This window comes from Xanthomonas sp. GW (genome assembly GCF_014236815.1).
Lineage (GTDB): Bacteria > Pseudomonadota > Gammaproteobacteria > Xanthomonadales > Xanthomonadaceae > Xanthomonas_A.
The window spans coordinates 4,649,633-4,670,506 of record NZ_CP051189.1 but is presented as its reverse complement, the minus strand read 5'-3'; the positions used below and the strand labels follow the sequence as shown (position 1 = coordinate 4,670,506).

General features: G+C 68.1%; 22 protein-coding genes. 15 read left to right on the top strand and 7 right to left on the bottom strand.

Annotation, left to right across the window (positions count from 1 at the left end; genetic code table 11):
• The first annotated feature begins 176 nt into the window (after positions 1-176).
• Entirely contained in the window at positions 177-1,100 is a 924-nt protein-coding gene (locus tag HEP73_RS20190; RefSeq protein WP_185821295.1) for an SDR family oxidoreductase, read from the top strand.
• 28 nt (positions 1,101-1,128) lie between these two features.
• Here the strand turns inward: HEP73_RS20190 and HEP73_RS20185 are convergent, their stop codons facing one another.
• The 5 genes from HEP73_RS20185 to HEP73_RS20165 form a co-directional block, all read right to left on the bottom strand.
• A complete protein-coding gene (locus HEP73_RS20185) occupies positions 1,129-1,611 on the bottom strand; it encodes an Mpo1 family 2-hydroxy fatty acid dioxygenase (protein ID WP_185814261.1) in 483 nt (160 codons plus the stop codon).
• Between the two features lie 434 nt (positions 1,612-2,045).
• Positions 2,046-3,818, bottom strand: coding sequence for a peptidoglycan-binding protein (locus HEP73_RS20180; protein WP_185821294.1), 1,773 nt, complete (start codon positions 3,816-3,818; stop codon positions 2,046-2,048).
• Positions 3,819-3,868: 50 nt separating this feature from the next.
• A complete protein-coding gene (locus HEP73_RS22700) occupies positions 3,869-4,681 on the bottom strand; it encodes a hypothetical protein (protein ID WP_255423575.1) in 813 nt (270 codons plus the stop codon).
• 13 nt (positions 4,682-4,694) lie between these two features.
• Positions 4,695-5,222: a hypothetical protein gene (locus tag HEP73_RS20170; protein WP_458309633.1), complete on the bottom strand. Its 528-nt coding sequence runs from the start codon at positions 5,220-5,222 to the stop codon at positions 4,695-4,697.
• Positions 5,223-5,657: 435 nt separating this feature from the next.
• Complete coding sequence (locus tag HEP73_RS20165) at positions 5,658-6,584, bottom strand: phosphoribosylaminoimidazolesuccinocarboxamide synthase (RefSeq protein ID WP_185814258.1); 927 nt, start codon at positions 6,582-6,584, stop codon at positions 5,658-5,660.
• Positions 6,585-6,727: 143 nt separating this feature from the next.
• Here HEP73_RS20165 and HEP73_RS20160 point away from each other — a divergent pair, with 143 nt between their 5' ends.
• The 13 genes from HEP73_RS20160 (at position 6,728) to HEP73_RS20100 (ending at position 18,378) form a co-directional block, all read left to right on the top strand.
• The gene (locus tag HEP73_RS20160) at positions 6,728-7,060 is read left to right on the top strand and encodes a J domain-containing protein (protein WP_145704749.1); all 333 of its coding nucleotides are present in this window, start codon (positions 6,728-6,730) and stop codon (positions 7,058-7,060) included.
• A 10-nt stretch (positions 7,061-7,070) separates the two neighbouring features.
• Positions 7,071-7,739, top strand: a complete 669-nt coding sequence (rpe, locus tag HEP73_RS20155; RefSeq protein ID WP_185821293.1) for a ribulose-phosphate 3-epimerase — start codon at positions 7,071-7,073, stop codon at positions 7,737-7,739.
• Position 7,740: 1 nt separating this feature from the next.
• On the top strand, positions 7,741-8,223 hold the full coding sequence (locus HEP73_RS20150) for a GNAT family N-acetyltransferase (RefSeq protein ID WP_185821292.1): 483 nt from the start codon (positions 7,741-7,743) through the stop codon (positions 8,221-8,223).
• A 324-nt stretch (positions 8,224-8,547) separates the two neighbouring features.
• On the top strand, positions 8,548-9,486 hold the full coding sequence (gene yegS / locus HEP73_RS20145) for a lipid kinase YegS (protein WP_185821291.1): 939 nt from the start codon (positions 8,548-8,550) through the stop codon (positions 9,484-9,486).
• A 577-nt stretch (positions 9,487-10,063) separates the two neighbouring features.
• Positions 10,064-11,539: an anthranilate synthase component I gene (gene trpE, locus HEP73_RS20140; protein WP_185821290.1), complete on the top strand. Its 1,476-nt coding sequence runs from the start codon at positions 10,064-10,066 to the stop codon at positions 11,537-11,539.
• A 2-nt stretch (positions 11,540-11,541) separates the two neighbouring features.
• Complete coding sequence (locus HEP73_RS20135; protein WP_185823513.1) at positions 11,542-12,612, top strand: threonine aldolase family protein; 1,071 nt, start codon at positions 11,542-11,544, stop codon at positions 12,610-12,612.
• Between the two features lie 20 nt (positions 12,613-12,632).
• Complete coding sequence (locus HEP73_RS20130; protein WP_185821289.1) at positions 12,633-13,409, top strand: SIMPL domain-containing protein; 777 nt, start codon at positions 12,633-12,635, stop codon at positions 13,407-13,409.
• Between the two features lie 10 nt (positions 13,410-13,419).
• Entirely contained in the window at positions 13,420-13,998 is a 579-nt protein-coding gene (locus HEP73_RS20125) for an anthranilate synthase component II (protein ID WP_185821288.1), read from the top strand.
• Between the two features lie 2 nt (positions 13,999-14,000).
• Positions 14,001-14,360, top strand: a complete 360-nt coding sequence (locus HEP73_RS20120) for a hypothetical protein (protein WP_185821287.1) — start codon at positions 14,001-14,003, stop codon at positions 14,358-14,360.
• Positions 14,361-14,376: 16 nt separating this feature from the next.
• Positions 14,377-15,435 (top strand): anthranilate phosphoribosyltransferase, encoded by a 1,059-nt coding sequence (trpD, locus tag HEP73_RS20115; protein WP_185814249.1) that lies wholly within the window; start codon positions 14,377-14,379, stop codon positions 15,433-15,435.
• 233 nt (positions 15,436-15,668) lie between these two features.
• Positions 15,669-16,580 carry a DUF7822 domain-containing protein gene (locus HEP73_RS20110; RefSeq protein ID WP_185821286.1) on the top strand — a complete coding sequence of 304 codons (912 nt, stop codon included), beginning with the start codon at positions 15,669-15,671 and terminating at the stop codon, positions 16,578-16,580.
• Positions 16,581-16,843: 263 nt separating this feature from the next.
• Positions 16,844-17,641 carry an indole-3-glycerol phosphate synthase TrpC gene (trpC, locus tag HEP73_RS20105; protein ID WP_185821285.1) on the top strand — a complete coding sequence of 266 codons (798 nt, stop codon included), beginning with the start codon at positions 16,844-16,846 and terminating at the stop codon, positions 17,639-17,641.
• Complete coding sequence (locus HEP73_RS20100; protein WP_185821284.1) at positions 17,638-18,378, top strand: haloacid dehalogenase-like hydrolase; 741 nt, start codon at positions 17,638-17,640, stop codon at positions 18,376-18,378. Before trpC ends, HEP73_RS20100 begins: the two co-directional genes overlap by 4 nt.
• A gap of 32 nt (positions 18,379-18,410) precedes the next feature.
• Here HEP73_RS20100 and HEP73_RS20095 read toward each other — a convergent pair whose 3' ends face one another.
• Together HEP73_RS20095 and crp are read right to left on the bottom strand one after the other, a co-directional pair.
• The gene (locus tag HEP73_RS20095) at positions 18,411-19,169 is read right to left on the bottom strand and encodes a sulfite exporter TauE/SafE family protein (RefSeq protein WP_185821283.1); all 759 of its coding nucleotides are present in this window, start codon (positions 19,167-19,169) and stop codon (positions 18,411-18,413) included.
• Between the two features lie 48 nt (positions 19,170-19,217).
• Complete coding sequence (gene crp / locus HEP73_RS20090; RefSeq protein ID WP_046979198.1) at positions 19,218-19,907, bottom strand: cAMP-activated global transcriptional regulator CRP; 690 nt, start codon at positions 19,905-19,907, stop codon at positions 19,218-19,220.
• A gap of 149 nt (positions 19,908-20,056) precedes the next feature.
• Between crp and speD the strand changes: the two genes are divergently transcribed.
• Positions 20,057-20,851 (top strand): adenosylmethionine decarboxylase, encoded by a 795-nt coding sequence (gene speD / locus HEP73_RS20085; RefSeq protein ID WP_003476431.1) that lies wholly within the window; start codon positions 20,057-20,059, stop codon positions 20,849-20,851.
• The last annotated feature ends 23 nt before the right edge of the window (positions 20,852-20,874 follow it).

Genomic DNA, 20,874 nt, shown 5'->3' with positions numbered 1-20,874 from the left:
ACGAGATTCGCGAGCAGGTGCCCGAGTGTAACAGGCGCTTCCCGGCGCTGGCCTGCGATGGTGGTCGGCGCATGCAAGGTCATCGCTGCACGATAGCGCAGGCCGGGTGATGCGCTTGCGAGCGCGCGGCGGCCGCGGGATTGGGCGTGGCGGCGTGCGCTCGCTATGCTTGCGCGATGACCGATGCGCCTCCTGTCACCGCTGCCGCCGCCACGACGCCTACGCCCACCGCGGGAGCGCGCGTGGCGCTGCTGTTCGGCGGCAGCGGCCAGATCGGCGAGCGCCTGCTGCACGGCCTGCTGGCCGCCGGCTGGCAGGTGCATGCGTTCTCGCGCATGCCGCAAGCGCCGCGCGACGGCCTGCACTGGCATCCGGGCGAATTGAGCCAGCTGCAGGCGCCGCCGGTGCAGGCCGAGGCGATCTTCAGCTGCGGCCCGCTGGATGCGTTCGCCGACTGGTACCGGCGCACGCCGTTGCGCGCTTCGCGCGTGGTCGCGTTCGGTTCCACCAGCCTGGAGGTCAAGCGCGATTCGCTGGACGCCGCCGAACGCGACGTCGCCCGGCGCCTGCGCGAGGCCGAGGCGGCCTTGTTCGCCGCTGCGGCCGAACGCGGCGCCGCGGTGACCGTGCTGCGCCCGACGCTCGTCTACGGCGCCGGCCGCGACCGCACGCTGAGCGCGATCGCCACGCTGGCGCGGCGCAGCGGCTGGTTCGTGCTGCCGCGCAGCGCGCGCGGCCTGCGCCAGCCGGTGCATGTGCAGGACCTGGCCGATGCGGCGCTGGCGGTGCTGGCGCATCCGGCCACGCATGGCCGCAGCTATGCGCTGGGCGGCGGCGAAGTGCTCAGCTACCGCGAGATGGTGCGGCGGGTGCTGGCCGCGCTGCAGCCGCCGGCGCGGCTGCTGTCGCTGCCGCATGCCCTGTTCGCGCTGGCCCTGCGCATCGCCCATGCCGGCGGCCGCCTGCGCGGCATGAACCGTGCCGCGCTGCAGCGCATGAACGAGGACCTGGTGTTCGATCTGGCGCCGGCGCAGCGCGATTTCGGCTACGCGCCGCGCGCCTTCGCACCGGATGCGGCGATGCTGGGCGAACCGCGCTGAGGCGCGGGCAGCAGGCCCGGCGGCAGGTTCAGTAGCGCCAGCCCATGCGCCGATAGAGCTTGGCCAGCACCCAGGCCGGCCCGATCAGCAGGTACACCAGGTCGGTCAGGAAGCTGGGCTTGTGGCCTTCCAGCTTGTGCCCGACGAACTGCGCGATCCAGGCCGCCACGAACACGCCGATGGCCAGCCACAGCAGGCCGTGCAGGCCCAGGCGCGCCTCCAGCAGCCGGCACAGGCAACCGCAGAAGAAGAACGCGGCCAGCATGCCGTAGCCCAGCGGCCGCGACAGCCGGTTGTAGAACATCCACGCCGCGAACATGCCCAGTGCCGCCCACAGCCCGCTCTGGAACCAACTGCCGCCGACCGGGATGCACCACAGCAGCGCCACCACCGACCACAGGATCGCCGGTACCGCCAGCACATGGATGCGCTGGTTGGCGACATTGCGGTGATCGTCGGAATAGCTGGCGAAATAGCGGTCGATCGGGCGCGCGTAGGCGGTGGTATCCATCGTCCCTCCCAGGAGTCGGGCCAGGATAGCGCCATCGGCGCGGCGATGCGGAGACAGCGGAGCAGGCGGCAACCGCACGAGCGTCTTGTGGGAGCGACTTCAGTCGCGACGCGCGAAGCGGTGGATTCGCGCGATCGGAAGCCTCGGAACCTCAAGATTCCTCCTGCAAGCAAGCCGGAGGCTGCAGCATCGACCGCACTCGCGCGCGGGCTGCCGTGAATACTGCGTTGCCGCATTCGCTGGAAACGAAGCGATCGGCATAGTCCAGGAAGGCGTCCAATGATCGGGTGAGGCGGGCGCTGCGCAGCACCTGTGAGCGCAGCGTGGCATCACGCCACGCCGCGCATGCCCCAGGACTGGTGGTTTGCCGGGACGCCGCATGGGCCGACTGCGCGGTGCATGCGCGCCAGTTGCAGGCATGCACCGCGCGCGGGTCAGCGTCCGCCCATGGCGACCCGCTGCTCTTCCTGCACGTTCTGTTGCTGTGCCGCCTGGCTGGCCAGCAGTTGCGCATTGGTCTGTTCCAGCGGTGGCGCCGGCTGCTGCATGTCCACCACCGCGCGGAATCCGGGCGTGGTGCCGAGCACGTAGGCCTTGCCATCCTGCACGGTGATGCTGTGCAGCTTCTCGGCGCTGTCGATACCGCTCTGCTTGGCCTGCAACGCGACGTTGGCGGCGACCTCCGGCGTGGTGCCGGCCGGCATGCGCTCGCGTACCGCCTTGACCAATGGATCGGCCTCGGCCGGCGTCTGGCGCTGTGGCGCCTGTACCTGCTCCTGCGATGCACGCAATTGCTCGCGCAGGCTGCCCAGCGTCTGCGTCCCGGCCTTGCCGTCGACCAGCAGCCCATGCGTCTGCTGATAGCTGCGTACCGCATCGCGCGTGTTGTCGCCGAAGCGGCCGTCTTCGGTCAGCGGCTTCCCGTGCGCATCGCGTACGCCGAGCTGGTTGAGTTGCTGTTGCAGCGTGCGCACGCCCTCGCCGCGGTCGCCGTGAAGCAGGAGGTTGGTGGGCTGTGCGGTGGGCTCTGTGCGGGTTGGTAGAGCATCTCCACCATGTTGTGGCGCACGCACCTGGAATTCCGGTTTCGCGCGCAGCGCCCCGACAATATTCATGGTGCCGCCGTCCCAATAGCCGCCCGGCTTGATCGTCACTTCGTCCGGGCCACTCGAGCTTTGCGAACCGATGAACTGGATTCGCCCCTGGGCGTCGTATCCCTTGAAGATTCCGACATGCTGCCCGCCGGCTCCCGAGAACATGAGGATGTCGCCCTGCTGCAGGTTTCCTCCGGGACGGCGAGCATCGGACGCGGACGTCACGTCGAAATGTTCGCGGGCGTAAGCGGTAGTGCGAGAGCCGTTGAAGAGCGTCGATGTGGTGAACCCATCCGCGCTATTGCCAGGCACGTCGTAGCCGGCGTTCTTCAGGCCGCGCCAGACGAAGGCCGAGCAGTCCACGCCGAGGCGACCGTCGCCGTCGAGATCCCGCTCCAGTCGGCTGGCGTCGCGTCCGGGGCGTGGAGCATCCGGACGCCCATATTCGTAGTGGCGGCCCTCGTCGAAGAAGTGCCGGCGCGCCTCGCTATAGATTGCCGCGCTGCCAGGATGGTCGAGTGACGTGGCTTGCTGTCCGGCCGCCGGCGTCGCCTGTGCCGATGTGGGAGCCCTTATCGTCTGTGTCTCGCCTGCTTGCCAGCCCTCAAAACGCCGAATTCCGTCTGCCAGCGCGGCGCGCTCGGCTTGGCTCATCTGGCCCACGGTCTTGCTGCGCAGATCCACTCCTTGCCGATCCCCTTCGGCGAAAATGGCGGCCGCCTGAGCCGAGTGGTTGGTCTGGCCGCTGTAGTCGGCACGCGAATAGCTGGGCAGCAGCTGTTCGACCGTATGGTTGGCATGGCTGCGTTCGAGAAGCTGGATCTTGGCCGCACGGCCGGCTTCGTAGCTCTCAAAGACCGCGTTACCCCATTGATCCAGGTCGACGACGCCCTGGAAGCGGTGCTGGGCTGACGCCAGTGCATCTTCGCGGGTTCTGGTGTTGGTAACGGTCCTGTCGGCACTGCCTGCGAATTCGAACTTCAAATTGCCTGGGTTGTTGTTGCGCCACGAAACCGATCCTTCCGAGCGCACCACAACGCTCCCGTCTTCCAGCTCGAGGGTGCGGTTCTTACCCTCAGTACTGACGAGTCGAACAATTCTTTGGTCGGGCATGATGGAAGTCCTTGTCTATCTCTGTGGTGGGAATTTCAGGGGCGCTACAGTCAGATTCCGTTCGAGAACACATCCAGTTTCTGAGGTTCCACCCAACCTCGGGCACAATCGCCTCGAGGGCGGCCACTACTCGTCAGCGCACATGCCTTGCCGCTATTTTGTTGCGCAACAAAGGTGATCGGGCGATCGCCATATTGGTTGCAGATGGGCTTGCCTTGGCACGCGGCGACGCTGGAGGTGGGGATGGAAACTACGTAATAGTAATTCGCTTGCTGACCCACACGCGCCGTTGCCTGTACGCAAACGAATTGCCCATCGGAGAGCCGGGCATTGATCTTGGCCTTGCTACCGGTGACGGGCAGCGTGTCCAGCAGCGGCGCATCGCGTTCGGAGACTCCTGCGAAGAAGCCCTCCGGACCGCAGTCCGGGGACAACTCGATGTCGTAGAAATCGCCGGCGTCCATGTTGCCCAGGACGCAGCCATGCCCTTTGGGGGCGTCATCGCAATGGGCGCCCAAGCCCTTTGCGAAAGTGGCGAGGTCGTCGTCCTGCGGCGTATCGGTGGATGATGCAACTGCTGGCGCGCGCGCCGCCTTTTTCATGTCCGGTTGCGCGGGGGTGGTGGCGTTGGTGGTTGCGGGTTGGCTGCATCCGGCCAGCCCAATGGCCAGCAGGTACAGGGCCGGAAGGAGAGTGCCGCGAAAGGAGCTGGAGTCGAACAAGTTGCTCATAGGAAACAGGCAATTCGAGATGAAGGGAGAAATCGGCGACAAGCTGCGGGGCAGTTGAGTGGTTTTCGTGTCGCGTCGGGCGTTTGGCGCATGTGTGCGTATTGCGGCCTGCGGCACCAAGGGAGCTTGCATGGCCTGCGCCGGTTCATAGCGACTGATCGTCCACCTTTACCAAGGTCCAACACGGACGCTGGACGAAGTGATAAACCTGCTGATCGCTGGTGTCGGCTGTGCGGACCAGGACTTGGCGGCCGTCGGCGTTATGGGAGAAGACGACCTCGCGGCCACCATTGCGGGCTGCGTCCAGATTCGGGATCACCGGCCACTCAACTTCCGCCAGCGGGACCTCGCGGTGCACCGGTTTCGGCTCGGGCTGGGCACCCGGGTCGAGCCGGATCATCGTCAGCGGGTTGGCCGTGGCCTTTTCCTGGACCTTGATGTCGGCGCTGAAACGCTTGAGGAAACTGTCGAAATCGGCATCCGGGCAACGCGACGCTGCTGCAACCGGGGCGGCGACCGCGGTGGACGGCAGCGATGCGACGGCGTTGGTTTCGCCCTGGGGCTTGCATGCGGCAAGCATCAGACCAAGCACGAGAGTGGTCGAAAGAGCGCGCGCGAAGACCAACGGATCCTCCTGATCTGGTTGGATGGCATGACCCAGTTTGAGAGGCAAGTTTAGGAAGGCAGGGTAAACGACCGGTGAAAATCCGGCTGATGGCAGTGCGGCGCAACCGTCGGCGCTTTCCTCCTGACGCAGGAGAAGGGCGCCGCCGCGCCCGGCGAGCGCCAGCGAGTGGACTTCACCATCGCCCCCTGCACAAGCTGGCATCGTCTGGTATCGGGTAGAGCGGGTTCTGGCCTACGCGGGCAATGCCTCATATGCAGACGAACTGCTTTGCACAAATCTGACGCGCGGTCACAGGCTGCGGAGAAGAAAAACGAACCGAGCACTGCGTGATTGCGGCCGCTGCGTCGATGGAGTACCCGCCTTGCGCAGGTGCGGGCTGCGACAAAGCGGGTGCCCATGTGCGCTTGGCCGCATGTCTGCGGTGAGGGCTTGTCCAGCATGGCCAAGCCCGTCGCAGCACGCGCCACGCGGGTGCTGCGGTCAGTCGATCGAAATTCCCGCCAGCCGCTGCAGCGCTTCGGCGTACTTGGCGCGGGTGCGGTCGATCACGTCCTGCGGCAGGCTGGGGCCGGGTGCGGTCTTGCCCCAGTCCAGCGTCTCCAGGTAGTCGCGCACGAACTGCTTGTCGTAGCTCGGCGGGCTGGTGCCCACTTCGTACTCGTCGGCCGGCCAGTAGCGCGAGGAATCCGGGGTCAGCATCTCGTCCATGATGTACAGGCGGCCGTCGGCATCGGTGCCGAACTCGAACTTGGTGTCGGCCAGCAGGATGCCGCGTTCGGCGGCGAAGTCGGCGGCGAAGCGGTAGATGCGCAGGGTGGCGTCGCGCACGCGCTCGGCCAGTTCGGCGCCGACGGTCTTGACCATCGCGTCGAAGTCGATGTTCTCGTCGTGGTCGCCGACCGCGGCCTTGGTCGAAGGGGTGAAGATCGGCTCGGCCAGTTTCTCGGCCTGGCGCAGGCCGTCGGGCAGCTCGATGCCGCTGACCTTGCCGGTGCGCTGGTAGTCCTTCCAGCCGCTGCCGATCAGGTAGCCGCGGGCGATCGCTTCCACCGGCACCGGCTTGAGCTTCTTGGTCACCACCGCGCGCCGGGCGTACAGCGCCGCGTCCACACCGGCGGGCAGCACCGCGGCCACATCGATGCCGGTCAGGTGGTTGGGCATCAGGTGCTCGGTCTTCTTGAACCAGAAGTTGGAGACCTGGCACAGCATCTCGCCCTTGCCGGGAATCGGGTCGGGCAGCACCACGTCGAACGCGGACAGGCGGTCGGTGGCGACCATCAGCAGGTAGTCCCCGGGCGGGGCGTCGGCAGGCAGGCGGTCGCGGGGGATATCGAATACGTCGCGGACCTTGCCCCGGTGACGCAACGGCAGGCCGGGCAGATCGGATTGCAACAGCGTGGTGGACACAGGCACTCCTACGGACTTCGCAATGGCGGCTGTCCCGGGACCCGGCGGGCCCGCGGCTCGACAGCGGGCCGCGTAGTGTACGGCCGGAAAGCCCCGCTGTGCCGTAAAATGCGAGGCCTTGTCCGCCGAGCCCGCCCTCGCCCATGCACTGGTACGGAAAACTGCTCGGCGCCATCGCCGGGGCGCTGCTGTTCCGGCCCAATCCGGTGTTCGGCGCGGTGCTGGGGCTGCTGGTCGGGCACGCCTTCGATGCTGACTGGTTCAAGCTTGGCCAGCGCGACGACCCCTACCGCGAGCTGGGCGTGCGCCGCGACGCCACCGATGCCGAGATCGAACTGGCCTACCGCCGGCTGATCTCCCAGTACCACCCCGACAAGGTCGCCGGCGCCAGCCCGGAGCTGCGTGCGCGGGCCGAGAAGAAGGCCAGCCAGCTCAACACCGCCTACGACCGTATCCGCACCCTGCGCAAGCGCTGAGACCTTCGCCATGTCCGATTGCATCATCTCCCCGTCCATCCTGTCCGCCGATTTCGCCCGCCTCGGCGAGGAAGTGGACAACGTCCTCAAGGCCGGCGCCGACTGGATCCATTTCGACGTGATGGACAACCATTACGTGCCGAACCTGACCATCGGCCCGATGGTGTGCCAGGCGCTGCGCAAGCACGGCGTCACCGCGCCGATCGACGTGCACCTGATGGTCGAGCCGGTGGACCGGCTGATCCCGGATTTCGCCGAGGCCGGCGCCAGCCTCATCAGCTTCCACCCCGAGGCCAGCCGCCACGTGCACCGCACGATCCAGCTGATCAAGTCGCACGGCTGCAAGGCCGGGCTGGTGCTCAACCCGGCCACGCCGGTGGACATCCTCGACTGGGTGCTCGACGACCTGGACTTGGTGCTGGTGATGTCGGTCAATCCGGGCTTCGGCGGGCAGGCCTTCATCCCCTCGGCGCTGGACAAGCTGCGCGCGATCCGCGCCAGGATCGATGCCAGCGGCAAGCCGATCCGGCTGGAGATCGACGGCGGGGTCAAGCCCGACAACATCGCCGCGATCGCCGCCGCCGGCGCCGACACCTTCGTTGCCGGGTCGGCCATCTTCAATGCGCCCGACTATGCCGCGGTGATCGCGCAGATGCGCGCCGCGGTGGCGGCACGCTGAGATGGCCGCGCTGCACATCCGCCCGGCCACCCCTGACGATGCCGCGCTGATCCTGCGCCTGATCCGCGACCTGGCCCGCTACGAGCGCGCCGAGGACGCGGTGCAGACCGACGCCGCCGGCCTGCGCGCCAGCCTGTTCGGCCCCGGCGCCACTGCGCATGCGCTGATCTGCGAGGCCGACGCGCAGCCGATCGGCTATGCGGTGTACTTCTACAACTACTCGACCTGGCTCGGCCGCAACGGCCTGTACCTGGAAGACCTGTATGTGGCACCGGAACACCGCGGCAGCGGCGCCGGCAAGGCCTTGCTGCGGCATCTGGCCCGGCAGGCGCTGGCCGAGGGCTGCGGCCGTTTCGAATGGTCGGTGCTGGACTGGAACCAGCCGGCGATCGATTTCTACCAGGCCGCCGGCGCGCAGGCGCAGGACGAGTGGACCGTGTACCGCCTGCAGGGCGAGGCGCTGGCCAGGTTCGCGGCCGGCTGAGCGGCGGCGCAAAAGAAAGAACCGCACTGTCGCCAGTGCGGCCCCTGGGAGAAATCGGAGGCTGATCCTGCCTCCATCCGTCGTCCTTGCTATGGCCTTCCATGTTCCGGGCGATCGGTGACGCAGGTATGACAGCGTGGTCGACATCGCGCTGCTTGCCGGGCGCTGCGTCGGCAACAAATGACGGCCGGTCGGCCAGTGCCGATGGCCAGGCATGGCGCGTGCCGGGCGCAGTGTTCATGGCTGCGTACCGGCACGTCGCGCATTCACGATCTCCGCATCCGCCGCCGGCTAGGCTGCAGGCCTGATCTCGGGAAGGTCCGCATGGCAGCACCGCACTGGCGTCTGATCCTCAATGGCAAGTCGGCGGGCGACGAGCCGCTGCGCGCCGCCGTGTCCGCGCTGCGCGCGCGCGGCATCCAGCTGCAGGTGCGGGTGACCTGGGAGGAGGGCGATGCCGAACGCTACGTGGCCGAAGCGGTGGCCGACGGCGCCGACTGCATCGTCGCCGCCGGCGGCGACGGCACCTTGAGCGAGGTGGCCAGCGCGCTGGCGCACCACGACGCCGCGGCTGCGGCGCTGCCGGCGCTGGGCCTGGTGCCGTTGGGCACGGCCAACGATTTCGCCACCGCCGCCGGCATTCCCGACACCGCGCTGGCGGCGCTGGAACTGGTCGCGCAGGCGCCGGCGGTGCCCATCGACCTGCTGCGCATCGAAGCCGAGCACGGGCCGCACTGGTGCGCCAACGTCGCCAGCGGCGGCTTCGGCACCCAGGTCACGGTAGAAACCGACGAGGGCCTGAAGAAGATGCTCGGCGGCCTGGCCTACCTGATCACCGGCATGGGCAAGCTGGGCCAGATCGATCCGATCCAGGCGCGCTTCGAGGGGCCGGAGTTCGCCTGGGAAGGCGAATTCATCGCGCTCGGCCTGGGCAACGGACGCCAGGCCGGCGGCGGCCAGGCGCTGTGCCCGGACGCCTTGCTCGACGACGGCCTGCTCGACCTGACCATCGTCCCGGAGATGAGCGGCGAAGTCGCCGCGACCCTGGGCACGCTGGTCACCTCCGGCAAGCAGGCCGCGCTGGAGCGGGTCGCGGTGCGCGCGCAGCTGCCGTGGGTGCGGATCGAGGCGTCGATGCCGCTGACCTTGAACCTGGACGGCGAACCGGAGACCTCGCGGCACTTCCGCATCGATTGCGTCGCCGGCCGCCTGCGCATGCACCTGCCGGCCGATTCGGCGTTGCTGCGTGGCCGGGCGGGGTAGCGTCGCCGGTCGCTGGCCTCAAGGGTTGCCGCGTCGCGACTGAAGTCGCTCCCACATTGGGATTTGCGGCGCGGCGGCTGGGTGCACTGTGGGAGGGACTTCAGTCCCGACTGCATCCAACCCAGGTAGGCCTGCCGCTTTGCAGGGTGCGCAATAGATAGCCTGCAGCGCAGCGCCGATAGTCGCTTCTGCACCTGCCGGCCGATTCTGGATTGCTACGCGGCCGGGGGGTAGCGGCGCGGCTATCACTTGCCGGAGGAAATGCCGCGTCGCGACTGAAGTCGCTCCCACAATGGGACTTGCGGCGCGCCGGCTGGGTGCACTGTGGGAGGGACTTCAGTCCCGACTGCATCAAGCCCAGGCAGTCCAGGCGCTTTCCAGGCTGCGCAATAGATAGCCTGCAGCGCAGCGCCGATGGTCCCTTCTGCAACCGTTGCCAGTCGCCGCAGTTGCGGTAAAGTAGCCGCCGTGTCCAGCCTGACGACCCAGCGTTCCTTCACTTCCGCTCGCCGTGCGTGGCGATGGTGGCCTGTAGCCGTCGTCCGCCCCGCCACCGAGTCCCGGAAGGAAAGTCGTCTTGATCACCCGCGAGCTGTTCCAGCGCTACGCCGCTGAAGGCCACACCCGCATCCCCGTCGTCCGCGAAGTGCTGTCCGACCTGGACACGCCGCTGTCGGTCTATCTCAAGCTCGCCGACGCCCCGCATACCTACCTGTTCGAATCGGTCGAAGGCGGCGAACGCTTCGGTCGCTACTCGATCATCGGCCTGCCGGTGCGGCGCGTGTACACCTTCAGCGGGCATACACTGGAAGTGCGCGATCACGGCGAGCTGATCGAGCAGCGCGAGGTCGCCGATCCGTTCGCCGAGGTCGAGGCGCTGCGCTCGGCGCATTCGGTGCCCAAGCTCGACGGCGTGCCCGGCTTCACCGGCGGCCTGGTCGGCTGGTTCGGCTTCGAATGCATCGGCTACATCGAGCCGCGCCTGGCCAGCGGCGACAAGCGCAACGAGCTCGACACGCCCGACATCCTGCTGATGCTGTCCGAAGAGGTCGCGGTCTTCGACAACCTCAAGGGCCGCCTGTACCTGATCGTGCACGCCGATCCGCGCGACGCCGACGCCTGGGACCAGGCGCAGGCGCGGCTGGACGCGCTGACCGCCACGCTGCGCCAGCCCGGCGCCGGCTACCCGGTGCCGCTGGCGCGCGACGTGCTCGACGAAAGCGACTTCGTGTCCGGTTTCACCCGCGACGGCTTCATCGCCGCGGTGGAGAAATCCAAGGAATACATCCGTGCCGGCGACATCTTCCAGGTGGTGCTGAGCCAGCGCCTGAGCGTGCCGTTCAGCGCCCGACCGGTGGACGTGTACCGCGCGCTGCGCGCGCTGAACCCGTCGCCGTACATGTATTTCCTCGACGTCGGCGACACCCAGGTGGTCGGCTCCTCGCCGGAGATCCTGGTGCGGCTGGAAGCGGGCCAGGTCACCGTGCGCCCGATCGCCGGCACCCGCCCGCGCGGCAAGACCGTGGAAGAGGACCTGGCGCTGGAAGCGGAACTGCTGGCCGATCCGAAGGAGCGCGCCGAGCACCTGATGCTGATCGACCTGGGCCGCAACGACGCCGGCCGCGTGTCGCAGGCGGGCACCGTCGCGGTCGGCGAGCGCTTCGTGATCGAGCGCTACAGCCACGTCATGCACATCGTCAGCGAAGTCACCGGCACGCTGCTGCCCGGGCTCAGCTACGCCGACGTGCTGCGCGCCACGTTCCCGGCCGGCACCGTCAGCGGCGCGCCGAAGATCCGCGCGCTGGAAGTGATCCGCGAGCTGGAGCCGATCAAGCGCAACGTCTATGCCGGCAGCATCGGCTATCTCGGCTGGCACGGCGATGCCGATACCGCGATCGCGATCCGCACCGCGGTGATCAAGCACGGCCGCCTGCACGTGCAGGCCGGCGCCGGCATCGTCTACGACTCCGATCCGCAGAAGGAATGGGACGAGACCATGAACAAGGGCCGCGCGCTGTTCCGCGCGGTGGCCGAGGCGGCGAAGGGGCTGTGAGCGTGTCCGCACCGGCCGCGCGGATCGGCTTCCGCAACGACTACAGCGAAGGCGCGCATCCGCGCCTGCTCGCCGCATTGGCTGCGGCCAGCGCCGAGCAGAACGGCGGCTACGGCCTGGACCGGCACAGCGAACGCGCCGCGCAACTGATCCGCCGCGAATGCGCCTGCGACCACGCCGACGTGCACCTGCTGGTCGGCGGTACCCAGACCAACCTGGCCGCGATCGGCGCCTTCCTGCGCCCGCACCAGGCGGTGATCGCCGCCGCCTGCGGGCATATCGCCACCCACGAAACCGGCGCGATCGAGGCTACCGGGCACAAGGTGTTGACCGTGGACGCGGCCGATGGCCGGCTCAGTCCCGAACGGATCGCGCCGCTGCTGGCCGAACACGGCAACGAGCACATGGTGCAGCCGCGATTGGTGTACGTGTCCAACACCACCGAGCTCGGCACCGTTTATCGTAGGCATGAACTGCAGGCCTTGCGCGCGTTCTGCGATGCGCATCGGTTGTGGCTGTTCCTGGACGGCGCGCGCATCGGCAGCGCGCTGACCGCCGAGGGCAACGACCTGCGCCTGGCCGATGTCGCCGCGCTGACCGACGCGTTCTATATCGGCGGCACCAAGAACGGCGCGCTGCTCGGCGAAGCGCTGGTGATCGTCAACCCGGCGTTGCAAGCGGATTTCCGCTACCTGCTCAAGCAGCGCGGTGCGCTGCTGGCCAAGGGCATGGTGCTGGGCACGCAGTTCGCAACGCTGTTCGAGGATGGCCTGTTCTATGAGCTGGCCGCGCATGCAAATCGCATGGCCGCGCGCCTGCGCGAGGGCCTGGCCGATGCCGGCGCGCAGTTCGCGTCGGAGTCGCCGACCAACCAGCTGTTCGTGGCACTGCCGGCCGACGCCGTCGAGGTGCTGGCGCAGCGCTACGACTTCGAGCGCTGGCAGGTGCTGGCCGACGGCCGCTGGGTGATCCGTTTCGTGACTTCGTGGGCCACGGAGGCCGATGCGGTCGAGGCGCTGTGCCGCGATTTCGCCGCGCTTTCGCATCCCGGCGCGCGACGCGCGGCCGGCTGACATTCGCCAAGGAGAGGAAGATGAAGACGAACACGCTAGGTCGCTGGGTCATCGCCGTATTGCTGGCAGTGCCGGCGTTCGCCAGCGCGCAGGTCAACAGCCTGCCGTCGCAGCCGCACCTGCTGGTCAAGGGCGAGGCGCAGCGCGAAGTCCTGCCGGATCGCTTCGGGCTCAAGATCACCCTGAGCGCGGTGGATGCCGACCCGGGTGCGGCGCGCAAGCGCGTGCAGGCCAATGCGGCGAGCGTGCTGGCCGCATTCAAGCAGCAGCATGCGCTGGCCGACAGCGTGCAGGCGACGACGCTGTCGATCCAGCCAGAGCAGCGCTACGAAGACAACAAGCAAGTCTTCAGCGGCACGCGCGTGCAACGCACGCTGTCCGCCGACTTCGTTACGTTGGACGACGTACGCGGCCTGCTCGGTAAGCTGAGCACCAGCGAAGAACTGCAGGTGTCGGGTGTCACGCCTCACTACAGCGGCGAGACTGCGTTGCGCGCTGAGCTCAAGCGCCAGGCGGCCGAGCAGACCCGCACGTCGGCGCAGGCGCTGGCCAAGGCCTATGGCGTGCGCCTGGGAGGCCTGTACACCATCTCGGAAGTGGCGCCGAACTTCGCCTACGGCATCCAGGCCGGCCGCTGGCCATCGGAACCGGCCACTCTGCAATTGGTGAGTGGAGCTGCTGGACCGGGATTCCACTTCGCAGAACCGCGCGCCGCCGATCGCGTGGCCGAATCCCTCGAAGCCGGCAGCCTCACCCTTTCCGAAAACGTCTATGCGGTCTTCCTGATCGCGCAATGAGTCCTTCGCCATGCTGCTGATGCTCGACAACTACGACAGCTTCACCTACAACCTCGTGCAGTACCTGCAGGCGCTCGGCGCCGAGGTCAAGGTGGTGCGCAACGACGCGCTCAGCGTGGACGAGATCGAGCGGCTGGCGCCGGAGCGCATCGTGATCTCGCCCGGCCCGTGCACGCCGAACGAGGCCGGCGTGTCGCTGCAGCTGATCGAGCGGCTCGGCCAGCGCACGCCGATCCTGGGCGTGTGCCTGGGCCACCAGAGCATCGGCCAGGCCTACGGCGGCGACGTGGTCCGCGCCGGCACCATCATGCACGGCAAGACCTCGCGCATCCGCCACGAAGGCCGCGGCGTGTTCGCCGGCCTGCCGGACCGCTACGAGGCCACCCGCTACCACTCGCTGGTGGTGGAGAAAAGCACGCTGCCGGACTGCCTGGAAGTGACCGCCTGGACCGAAAACGAAGACGGCACCATGGAAGAGATCATGGGCCTGCGCCACCGCCAGTTCCCGGTCGAGGGCGTGCAGTTCCATCCCGAGTCCATCCTTACCGAGCACGGCCACGCCCTGCTCAAGAACTTTTTGGAGCGATGAGTATGCGTCTGCCTTTACGTCCGGTGCTTGCGGCGATCGCATTGCTGACCTGCGCTCCGTGTTTCGCGGCGCCTGCCGCCGCCAAGCAGGCCGCGCCGCAGTGCGCCGCGGAGGCGCTGAAGCAGGCCGCCAAGCTGCTCGCCTTCCATTCCGGCAACGACGAGCGCGCCGAGGTCGGCGAGGAAGTCGAGCGATTGCCGTCCATCGTCAATCCGGCCAACCCCAAGCAGCGCTTCGAGGTGCTGCAGGTGTGGGGCTCCATCTACAAGGGCGAGTACCGCATGCGCCTGCTCTACTACCCGATGCGCGACGGCGACTGCGTGCTGATGGGCCAGGAAATCCTCGAGCACGCCAGTCTTTGAACGTCCAGGAACCGCAATGACGCTGACCCCGCAGCAAGCCCTGCAACGCACCATCGAGCACCGCGAGATCTTCCACGACGAGATGGTCGGGCTGATGCGGCAGATCATGCGCGGCGAAGTGTCGCCGATGATGACCGCGGCGATCCTCACCGGGCTGCGGGTGAAGAAGGAAACGATCGGCGAGATCGCAGGCGCGGCCGCGGTGATGCGCGAGTTCTCGCGCACCGTCGAGGTCGCCGACCGCACCCATATGGTCGATATCGTCGGCACCGGCGGCGACGGCTCGCATACCTTCAACATCTCCACCTGCGCGATGTTCGTGGCCGCTGCGGCCGGCGCCAAGGTGGCCAAGCACGGCAACCGCAGCGTCTCCTCCAAGTCCGGCAGCGCCGACGCGCTGGAAGCGCTGGGCGCGGCGATCGAGCTGCAGCCAGAGCAGGTGGCGCAGGCCCTGGACGCCACCGGCATCGGCTTCATGTACGCGCCGGTGCATCACCCTGCGATGAAGGTGGTGGCGCCGGTGCGGCGCGAGATGGGCGTGCGCACCATCTTCAACATCCTCGGACCGCTGACCAATCCTGCCGGTTCGCCGAACATCCTGATGGGCGTGTTCCATCCCGACCTGGTCGGCATCCAGGCGCGCGTGCTGCACGAGCTGGGCGCCGAGCGCGCGCTGGTGGTGTGGGGCCGCGACGGCATGGACGAACTCTCGCTCGGCGCCGGCACCCTGGTCGGCGAACTGCGCGACGGCGAAGTGCGCGAGTACGAAGTGCATCCGGAGGATTTCGGCATCGCCATGTCGGCCAGCCGCAACCTCAAGGTGGCCGATGCCGCCGAATCGATGGCGATGCTGCTGAGCGTGCTCGACAACGTGCCCGGTCCGGCGCTGGACATCGTCGCCTTCAACGCCGGCGCGGCGCTGTACGTGGCCGGCGTGGCGGCCGATATCGGCGCCGGCATCGGGTTGGCGCGCGCGGCGATCGCCGACGGCCGCGCCCGCGCCAAGCTGGATGCGTATGTGGCGTATACGCGGCGCCTGGTGGATCTGCAGGACGTAGCGCCCGCTGCCGGCTGACGCGTCGGATCGGAAAAAAGCGGTCGGCGATCCCGCATCGTCGCCGCGTCCATCCATGCCGTCGGCAATGCAGGCTTGGCGCGTATCGCCATGTCGTTCGCGCGTCACGCGGATGCGCGAATGTGCCGGTAGCGATGCGAGGGCAGGGCGATTGCGCAGGGCCGCTGCGTTGGCCGGCGCGCTAAGCTGCCTTCCGCTGCGCATCGGCGGCGCACCACGACACGAGGATTTGCATGGCCAACCGATCCTATCTCTACAGCCTCGGCAACCGGCCGACGTCGTACTACGACCGGCCCGAGACCATTTCCAGCCTCTCGGAGTGGGCGTACGACGTGCCGTTCGTGTACCGGCTGCTGATGTCGGCCGATCCCCAGTTGTGCGCCTCGCTCGTGGCGGAAGGCCTGGATGACGACGAGGACGACGACGAGAACGAAGGCGAAGATGCGCTCGAGGCTGGCGATCAGGAAGCCGACGAGGGCGAAGAAGAAAACGAAGACGAAGACCAGCCTCCGCGCCTGCATGCGATCAGCAGTCCGTTCGCGCCGGGCCTGGAGCGGGTCCGGCGTTTCGCCGGGATCGTGAAGGCGATCGCGATGGCTGCGCCTGCCGCGCCGCCCGCTCCGGCGCCGATCGCCGCGCCACCACCGGCGTCCTTGCTGGGGCGTCTCGCACGGCTGTTGTCTGCGCCGGCACCGGCACCGGCACCGGTCGAGGCGCCAGTGCAGGCGCCGGCGACGGTCGAGCACTTGCCGGGCTGGCTGGACGAAACGATCGTCTTCCTGGAAGAGAACCGCGACGCGTTCCTGCTGCTGGAGACCGTCGAACTGGACATGATGTCGGCGATGGGAGAAGCGGACCTGCGCGAATGCGTCGAGGAGGAGATCGAACGCTGCCGTGCCGTCGGCGCCGCCTTCGAGGCCTTGCCGGCCGACACCGACGAGGCGGCGCGCCTGCTGCGCCGCCTGGCGGTCGAAGAGGGCGCACCGCCGCTCGATGTGTTCCATGGCCTGCGCTTCGACGACGACTGCGACAGCGTGCGCACCGGCGCCACCGAACGGCCGCTGGGACTCACCAACTGGTCCGAGGTGCTGTACTTCGAATTGTCCGGTCAGGAGGAGTCCGGCGCGGGCGAGGCCAGGGACTGACGCCGCAGGCCCCCGCCGCACGTTGCGATTGGCCGCGAATGCGGCGCGGCTGTCGCCGCGGTGCCACGGCAGCAGGCGGCGCCACAACCGAACCGGCGCGGGAGAGGCACATAGATGCACGCGGCAGCCATCCGCTCGCGCCTGCCGGCCCCGAAAAACCGACGCCCATGCGGCTGACCGCATCCCGAATCTCCAATCCGGCCGCATGACCCCGGCCTTCACCGTCTTGACCGATAATGCCCGTCCCCCAGGATCCAAGCCCTATGAGCAGCGACATCCTCCGCACCATTCTCGCCCGCAAGGCCGAAGAGATCGCCGCGCGCAGCGCGCGCGTGCCGCTGTCCGAGCTGATGGCGCGCGCCGAGACGGCGCCGCCGGTACGCGGTTTCGCGCGTGCGCTGCAGGCCGCGATCGCCGCCGGCGATCCGGCGGTGATCGCCGAGGTCAAGAAGGCCAGCCCGTCCAGGGGCGTGATCCGCGCCGACTTCCATCCGGCCGACATCGCGGTCAGCTACGAATTCGGCGGCGCCGCCTGCCTGTCGGTGCTGACCGACGAGGACTTCTTCCAGGGTCACGACCGCTACCTGCAGCAGGCGCGCGAGGCGTGCACGCTGCCGGTGCTGCGCAAGGACTTCATCATCGATCCGTACCAGGTGTACGAGGCGCGCGTGCTCGGCGCCGACTGCATCCTGCTGATCGTCTCCGCGCTGGACGATCTGCAGCTGGCCGAGCTGTCGGCGCTGGCGCTGCAGCTGGGCATGGACGTGCTGGTCGAAGTGCACGACATCGACGAGCTGGAACGCGCGATCCAGGTGCCGGTGCCGCTGATCGGCATCAACAACCGCAACCTGCGCACCTTCGAGGTGTCGCTGCAGACCACGCTGACGATGCAGGACGCGGTGCCGCGCGATCGCCTGCTGGTCACCGAGAGCGGCATCCTCGGCCCGGCCAACGTGGCGACGATGCGCGCGGCCGGCGTGCACGCGTTCCTGGTCGGCGAAGCCTTCATGCGCGCCGAGGAACCCGGCGAGGCGCTGCGCCAGCTGTTCTTCGAACCATGAGCGAGGCCTATCCCGCGCCGCGCGCCGATGCGCCGCTGGTGGTGTTCGATTTCGACCACACGCTGTACGACGGCGACTCGGGCAGCCACCTGTTCGCCTGGCTGATCCGGCGCAATCCCGTGCGCCTGGCCGCCGCGCTGCTGGCCACGCCGCTGCTGGGGCCGCTGGTGGCGATGCTGCCGACCCGGCGTACCGGCATCTCCGGCTACGTGTGGATCGCCAGCTTCGGCCTGCACCGCGCGCGCGAGTTCAACCGGGTGATCGACCAGTACGTGCTGCAGCACGAGGCGCGGATCCGCCAGCGCCTGCTGCCGCACGCGCTGGAGGTGTTCGCCCGGCACCGCGCCGCCGGCGACCGGGTGGTGGTCGCCACCGGCGCGCCGCCGGAGCTGGCGCGCGCCATCCTCGGCTTCGTCGCGCACCAGGACGTGCCGGTGGTCGGCAGCCTGATCGGCCCGCGGCTGGGCGCGGTCACCGCCACCCGCCACTGCCACAACGAAGAGAAGATGCGCATGCTGCGCGAGCTGGGCTACGGCGAGATCGCCACCGCCTACTCCGACAGCACCGCCGACCTGCCGCTGCTGCAGGCCGCCGCGGTGCCGGTGGTGGTCAATCCGAAGGCCTCGGCCGTGGCCCGCTTCCGCCGCGAACTGCCCTCGGGCACGCCGATCCTGAACTGGGGTTGCCGCGACCGCGCCGGCGACGCGGCGACCGGATTGGCCGCGCCGCAGAACTAGGGCTCATCCCCAGCACGAGCGCGTCGGCAGGCCTAAGTCCACCAGCGATGCAGCGTGCTGCCGATCTGGTACAGGCTGATCCCGAGCACCAGCAGGCCCACCGCCACCAGCACCCAGCGTTCGCGCACCCGCTTGACCAGCAGCGCCGCCAGCGGCGCGGCCAGCATGCCCCCGACCAGCAGTCCGAGCACGATGTCCAGGTGCTGGATGCCCATCGTCAGCAGGAAAGTCAGTGAGATCGACAGCGTCACCAGGAATTCGGCGGCGTTGACCGTGCCGATCGTGGTGCGCGCCTGGCCGCCGCGCGCCAGCAGGGTCGAGGTCGCCACCGGCCCCCAGCCGCCGCCACCGCTGGCGTCGAGCAGGCCGGCGACGAAGCCCAGCAACGGCACCCGCTGCACCTGCTGCCGCGGCAGCGCGCGGCCGGCGGCGCGCAACAGGATCAACACCGCCAGGCCGAGCAGATACAGATGCACGAGCGGGCGGATCACGTCGCCCGGCAGTTGGGTCAGCACGTAGGCGCCGAGGATGCCGCCGGCCATGCCCGGCAGCGCCAGGCGCAGGAACAGGCGCTTGTCGACATTGCCCAGCGCCAGATGCGACAGGCCCGAGGCGCCGGTGGTGAACACTTCGGCGCTGTGCACGCTGGCGCTGACCGCCGCCGGCGGCAGACCCATGCTCAGCAGCACGGACGAGGACACCAGGCCGAAGGCCATGCCCAGCGCACCATCGACCAGCTGCGCCGCCAGGCCGACCAGCACGAACCAATAGAACGTCTCGCTCAGAACCATCGCGGTGGACCGCCGCCGCTAGCGCGGCGCGCGGTCGCGGCCTTGCGCTCAGCGCGCGCCGTACAGCACCACGGTCTTGCCACGGGCGTGCAGGATGCCGTCGACCTGCAGCTTCTTCAGCACCCGCCCGGCCATCTCGCGCGAGCAGCCGACCAGCCGCGCCAGCTCCTGCCGCGACACGCGCAGCTGCATGCCCTGCGGGTGGCTCATCGCCTCCGGCTCCTGCGCCAGGTCGTGCAGGGTGCGCACGATGCGGTCGGTGACGTCCAGGAACGCCAGGCGGCTGGCCTTGCGCGAGGTGTCGAGCAGGCGCTTGGACAGCTGCACGCCGATCGCGTACAGCACCCGCGGCGCATCCGCCGACAGCGAGCCCAGGAACAGCTGGTGCAGGCGTTCGTAACTGATCTCGGCCAGTTCGCACGGGGTGCGGGTGCGCAGGATCACCTCGCGCTGGTCCGATTCGATGAACAGGCCCATCTCGCCGACGAACTCGCCGCTGCCGAAATAGCCCAGCACCAGCTCGCGGTCGTCATCTTCCTCGGCGATGATGCTGACCGAGCCGCTGACGACGTAGTACAGGGTGCCGGCCGGATCGCCGGGCCTGAACACGTCGGTCCGCGCCGGATAGCGACGCCGATGGCTGTGCGCCAGGAAGCGGTCGATGGTGGCGGTGTCCAACGTCAGAGGACTTGGAGCGATGCGCACAGGTGTTGCAGTGGAGGTGTTTCCGGGACTCATGGCGGCTTCGCTACTACGTGAGTCCCGAAGCTTAACGGGACGCGTTGTCTGCGGCAAACGAGCGCCAGACCCCACGTTTCGCTACGGGCGCGTTTGGCCCATAATTGCTGCCCTTTCTACCCCATCCATCTTTTAGAGGATTCACGCCCGTGGTCAAGCCGTTGCCTCGCCTGAGGCTGCAAGGTTTCAACAACCTCACCAAGGCGTTGAGCTTCAACATCTACGACGTCTGCTACGCGGTCTCCGAAGAGGAGCGCCAGCGCTACATCGAGTACATCGACGAGCAGTACGACGCCGACCGCCTGACCGAGATCCTCACCGATGTGGCCGAGATCATCGGTGCCAACATCCTCAACATCGCGCGCCAGGACTACGATCCGCAGGGCGCCTCGGTGACCATCCTGATCTCCGAAGAGCCGGTGATCGACAAGAAGCTGGCCGGCAAGGAGATCATCTCCGACGCGGTGGTCGCGCACATGGACAAGAGCCACATCACCGTCCATACCTACCCGGAAACCCATCCGCAGCACGGTATCGCTACCTTTCGCGCCGACATCGACGTCGCCACCTGCGGGGTGATCTCGCCGCTGAAGGCGCTCAATTACCTGATCGAGCGGCTGGAATCGGACATCGTGATCATGGATTACCGCATCCGTGGCTTCACCCGCGACGTGAAGGGCAAGAAGCACTACATCGACCACAAGATCAATTCGATCCAGAACTTCCTGGCCAAGAACATCAAGGCGCGCTACGAGATGTTCGACGTCAACGTCTATCAGGAGAACATCTTCCACACCAAGATGCACCTGAAGGACTTCGACCTGGACCAGTACCTGTTCGAGGAAAAGGCCAAGAATCTCTCGTTCAAGGAGCGCATGCGGATCGAGGCGCTGCTCAAGCGCGAGATCGAGGAACTGTTCCACGGTCGCAATCTGGCCGAGTAGCACGTCACATTCGGCGGGACGGC

Coding starts and splice junctions, on each gene's coding strand:
- HEP73_RS20190 (WP_185821295.1), top strand. CDS start 177: ATGACCGATGCGCCTCCTGTCACCGCTGCCGCCGCCACGACGCCTACG.
- HEP73_RS20185 (WP_185814261.1), bottom strand. CDS start 1,611: ATGGATACCACCGCCTACGCGCGCCCGATCGACCGCTATTTCGCCAGC.
- HEP73_RS20180 (WP_185821294.1), bottom strand. CDS start 3,818: ATGCCCGACCAAAGAATTGTTCGACTCGTCAGTACTGAGGGTAAGAAC.
- HEP73_RS22700 (WP_255423575.1), bottom strand. CDS start 4,681: ATGCAAGCTCCCTTGGTGCCGCAGGCCGCAATACGCACACATGCGCCA.
- HEP73_RS20160 (WP_145704749.1), top strand. CDS start 6,728: ATGCACTGGTACGGAAAACTGCTCGGCGCCATCGCCGGGGCGCTGCTG.
- rpe (WP_185821293.1), top strand. CDS start 7,071: ATGTCCGATTGCATCATCTCCCCGTCCATCCTGTCCGCCGATTTCGCC.
- HEP73_RS20150 (WP_185821292.1), top strand. CDS start 7,741: ATGGCCGCGCTGCACATCCGCCCGGCCACCCCTGACGATGCCGCGCTG.
- yegS (WP_185821291.1), top strand. CDS start 8,548: ATGGCAGCACCGCACTGGCGTCTGATCCTCAATGGCAAGTCGGCGGGC.
- HEP73_RS20130 (WP_185821289.1), top strand. CDS start 12,633: ATGAAGACGAACACGCTAGGTCGCTGGGTCATCGCCGTATTGCTGGCA.
- HEP73_RS20125 (WP_185821288.1), top strand. CDS start 13,420: ATGCTGCTGATGCTCGACAACTACGACAGCTTCACCTACAACCTCGTG.
- HEP73_RS20120 (WP_185821287.1), top strand. CDS start 14,001: ATGCGTCTGCCTTTACGTCCGGTGCTTGCGGCGATCGCATTGCTGACC.
- trpD (WP_185814249.1), top strand. CDS start 14,377: ATGACGCTGACCCCGCAGCAAGCCCTGCAACGCACCATCGAGCACCGC.
- HEP73_RS20110 (WP_185821286.1), top strand. CDS start 15,669: ATGGCCAACCGATCCTATCTCTACAGCCTCGGCAACCGGCCGACGTCG.
- trpC (WP_185821285.1), top strand. CDS start 16,844: ATGAGCAGCGACATCCTCCGCACCATTCTCGCCCGCAAGGCCGAAGAG.
- HEP73_RS20100 (WP_185821284.1), top strand. CDS start 17,638: ATGAGCGAGGCCTATCCCGCGCCGCGCGCCGATGCGCCGCTGGTGGTG.
- HEP73_RS20095 (WP_185821283.1), bottom strand. CDS start 19,169: ATGGTTCTGAGCGAGACGTTCTATTGGTTCGTGCTGGTCGGCCTGGCG.
- crp (WP_046979198.1), bottom strand. CDS start 19,907: ATGAGTCCCGGAAACACCTCCACTGCAACACCTGTGCGCATCGCTCCA.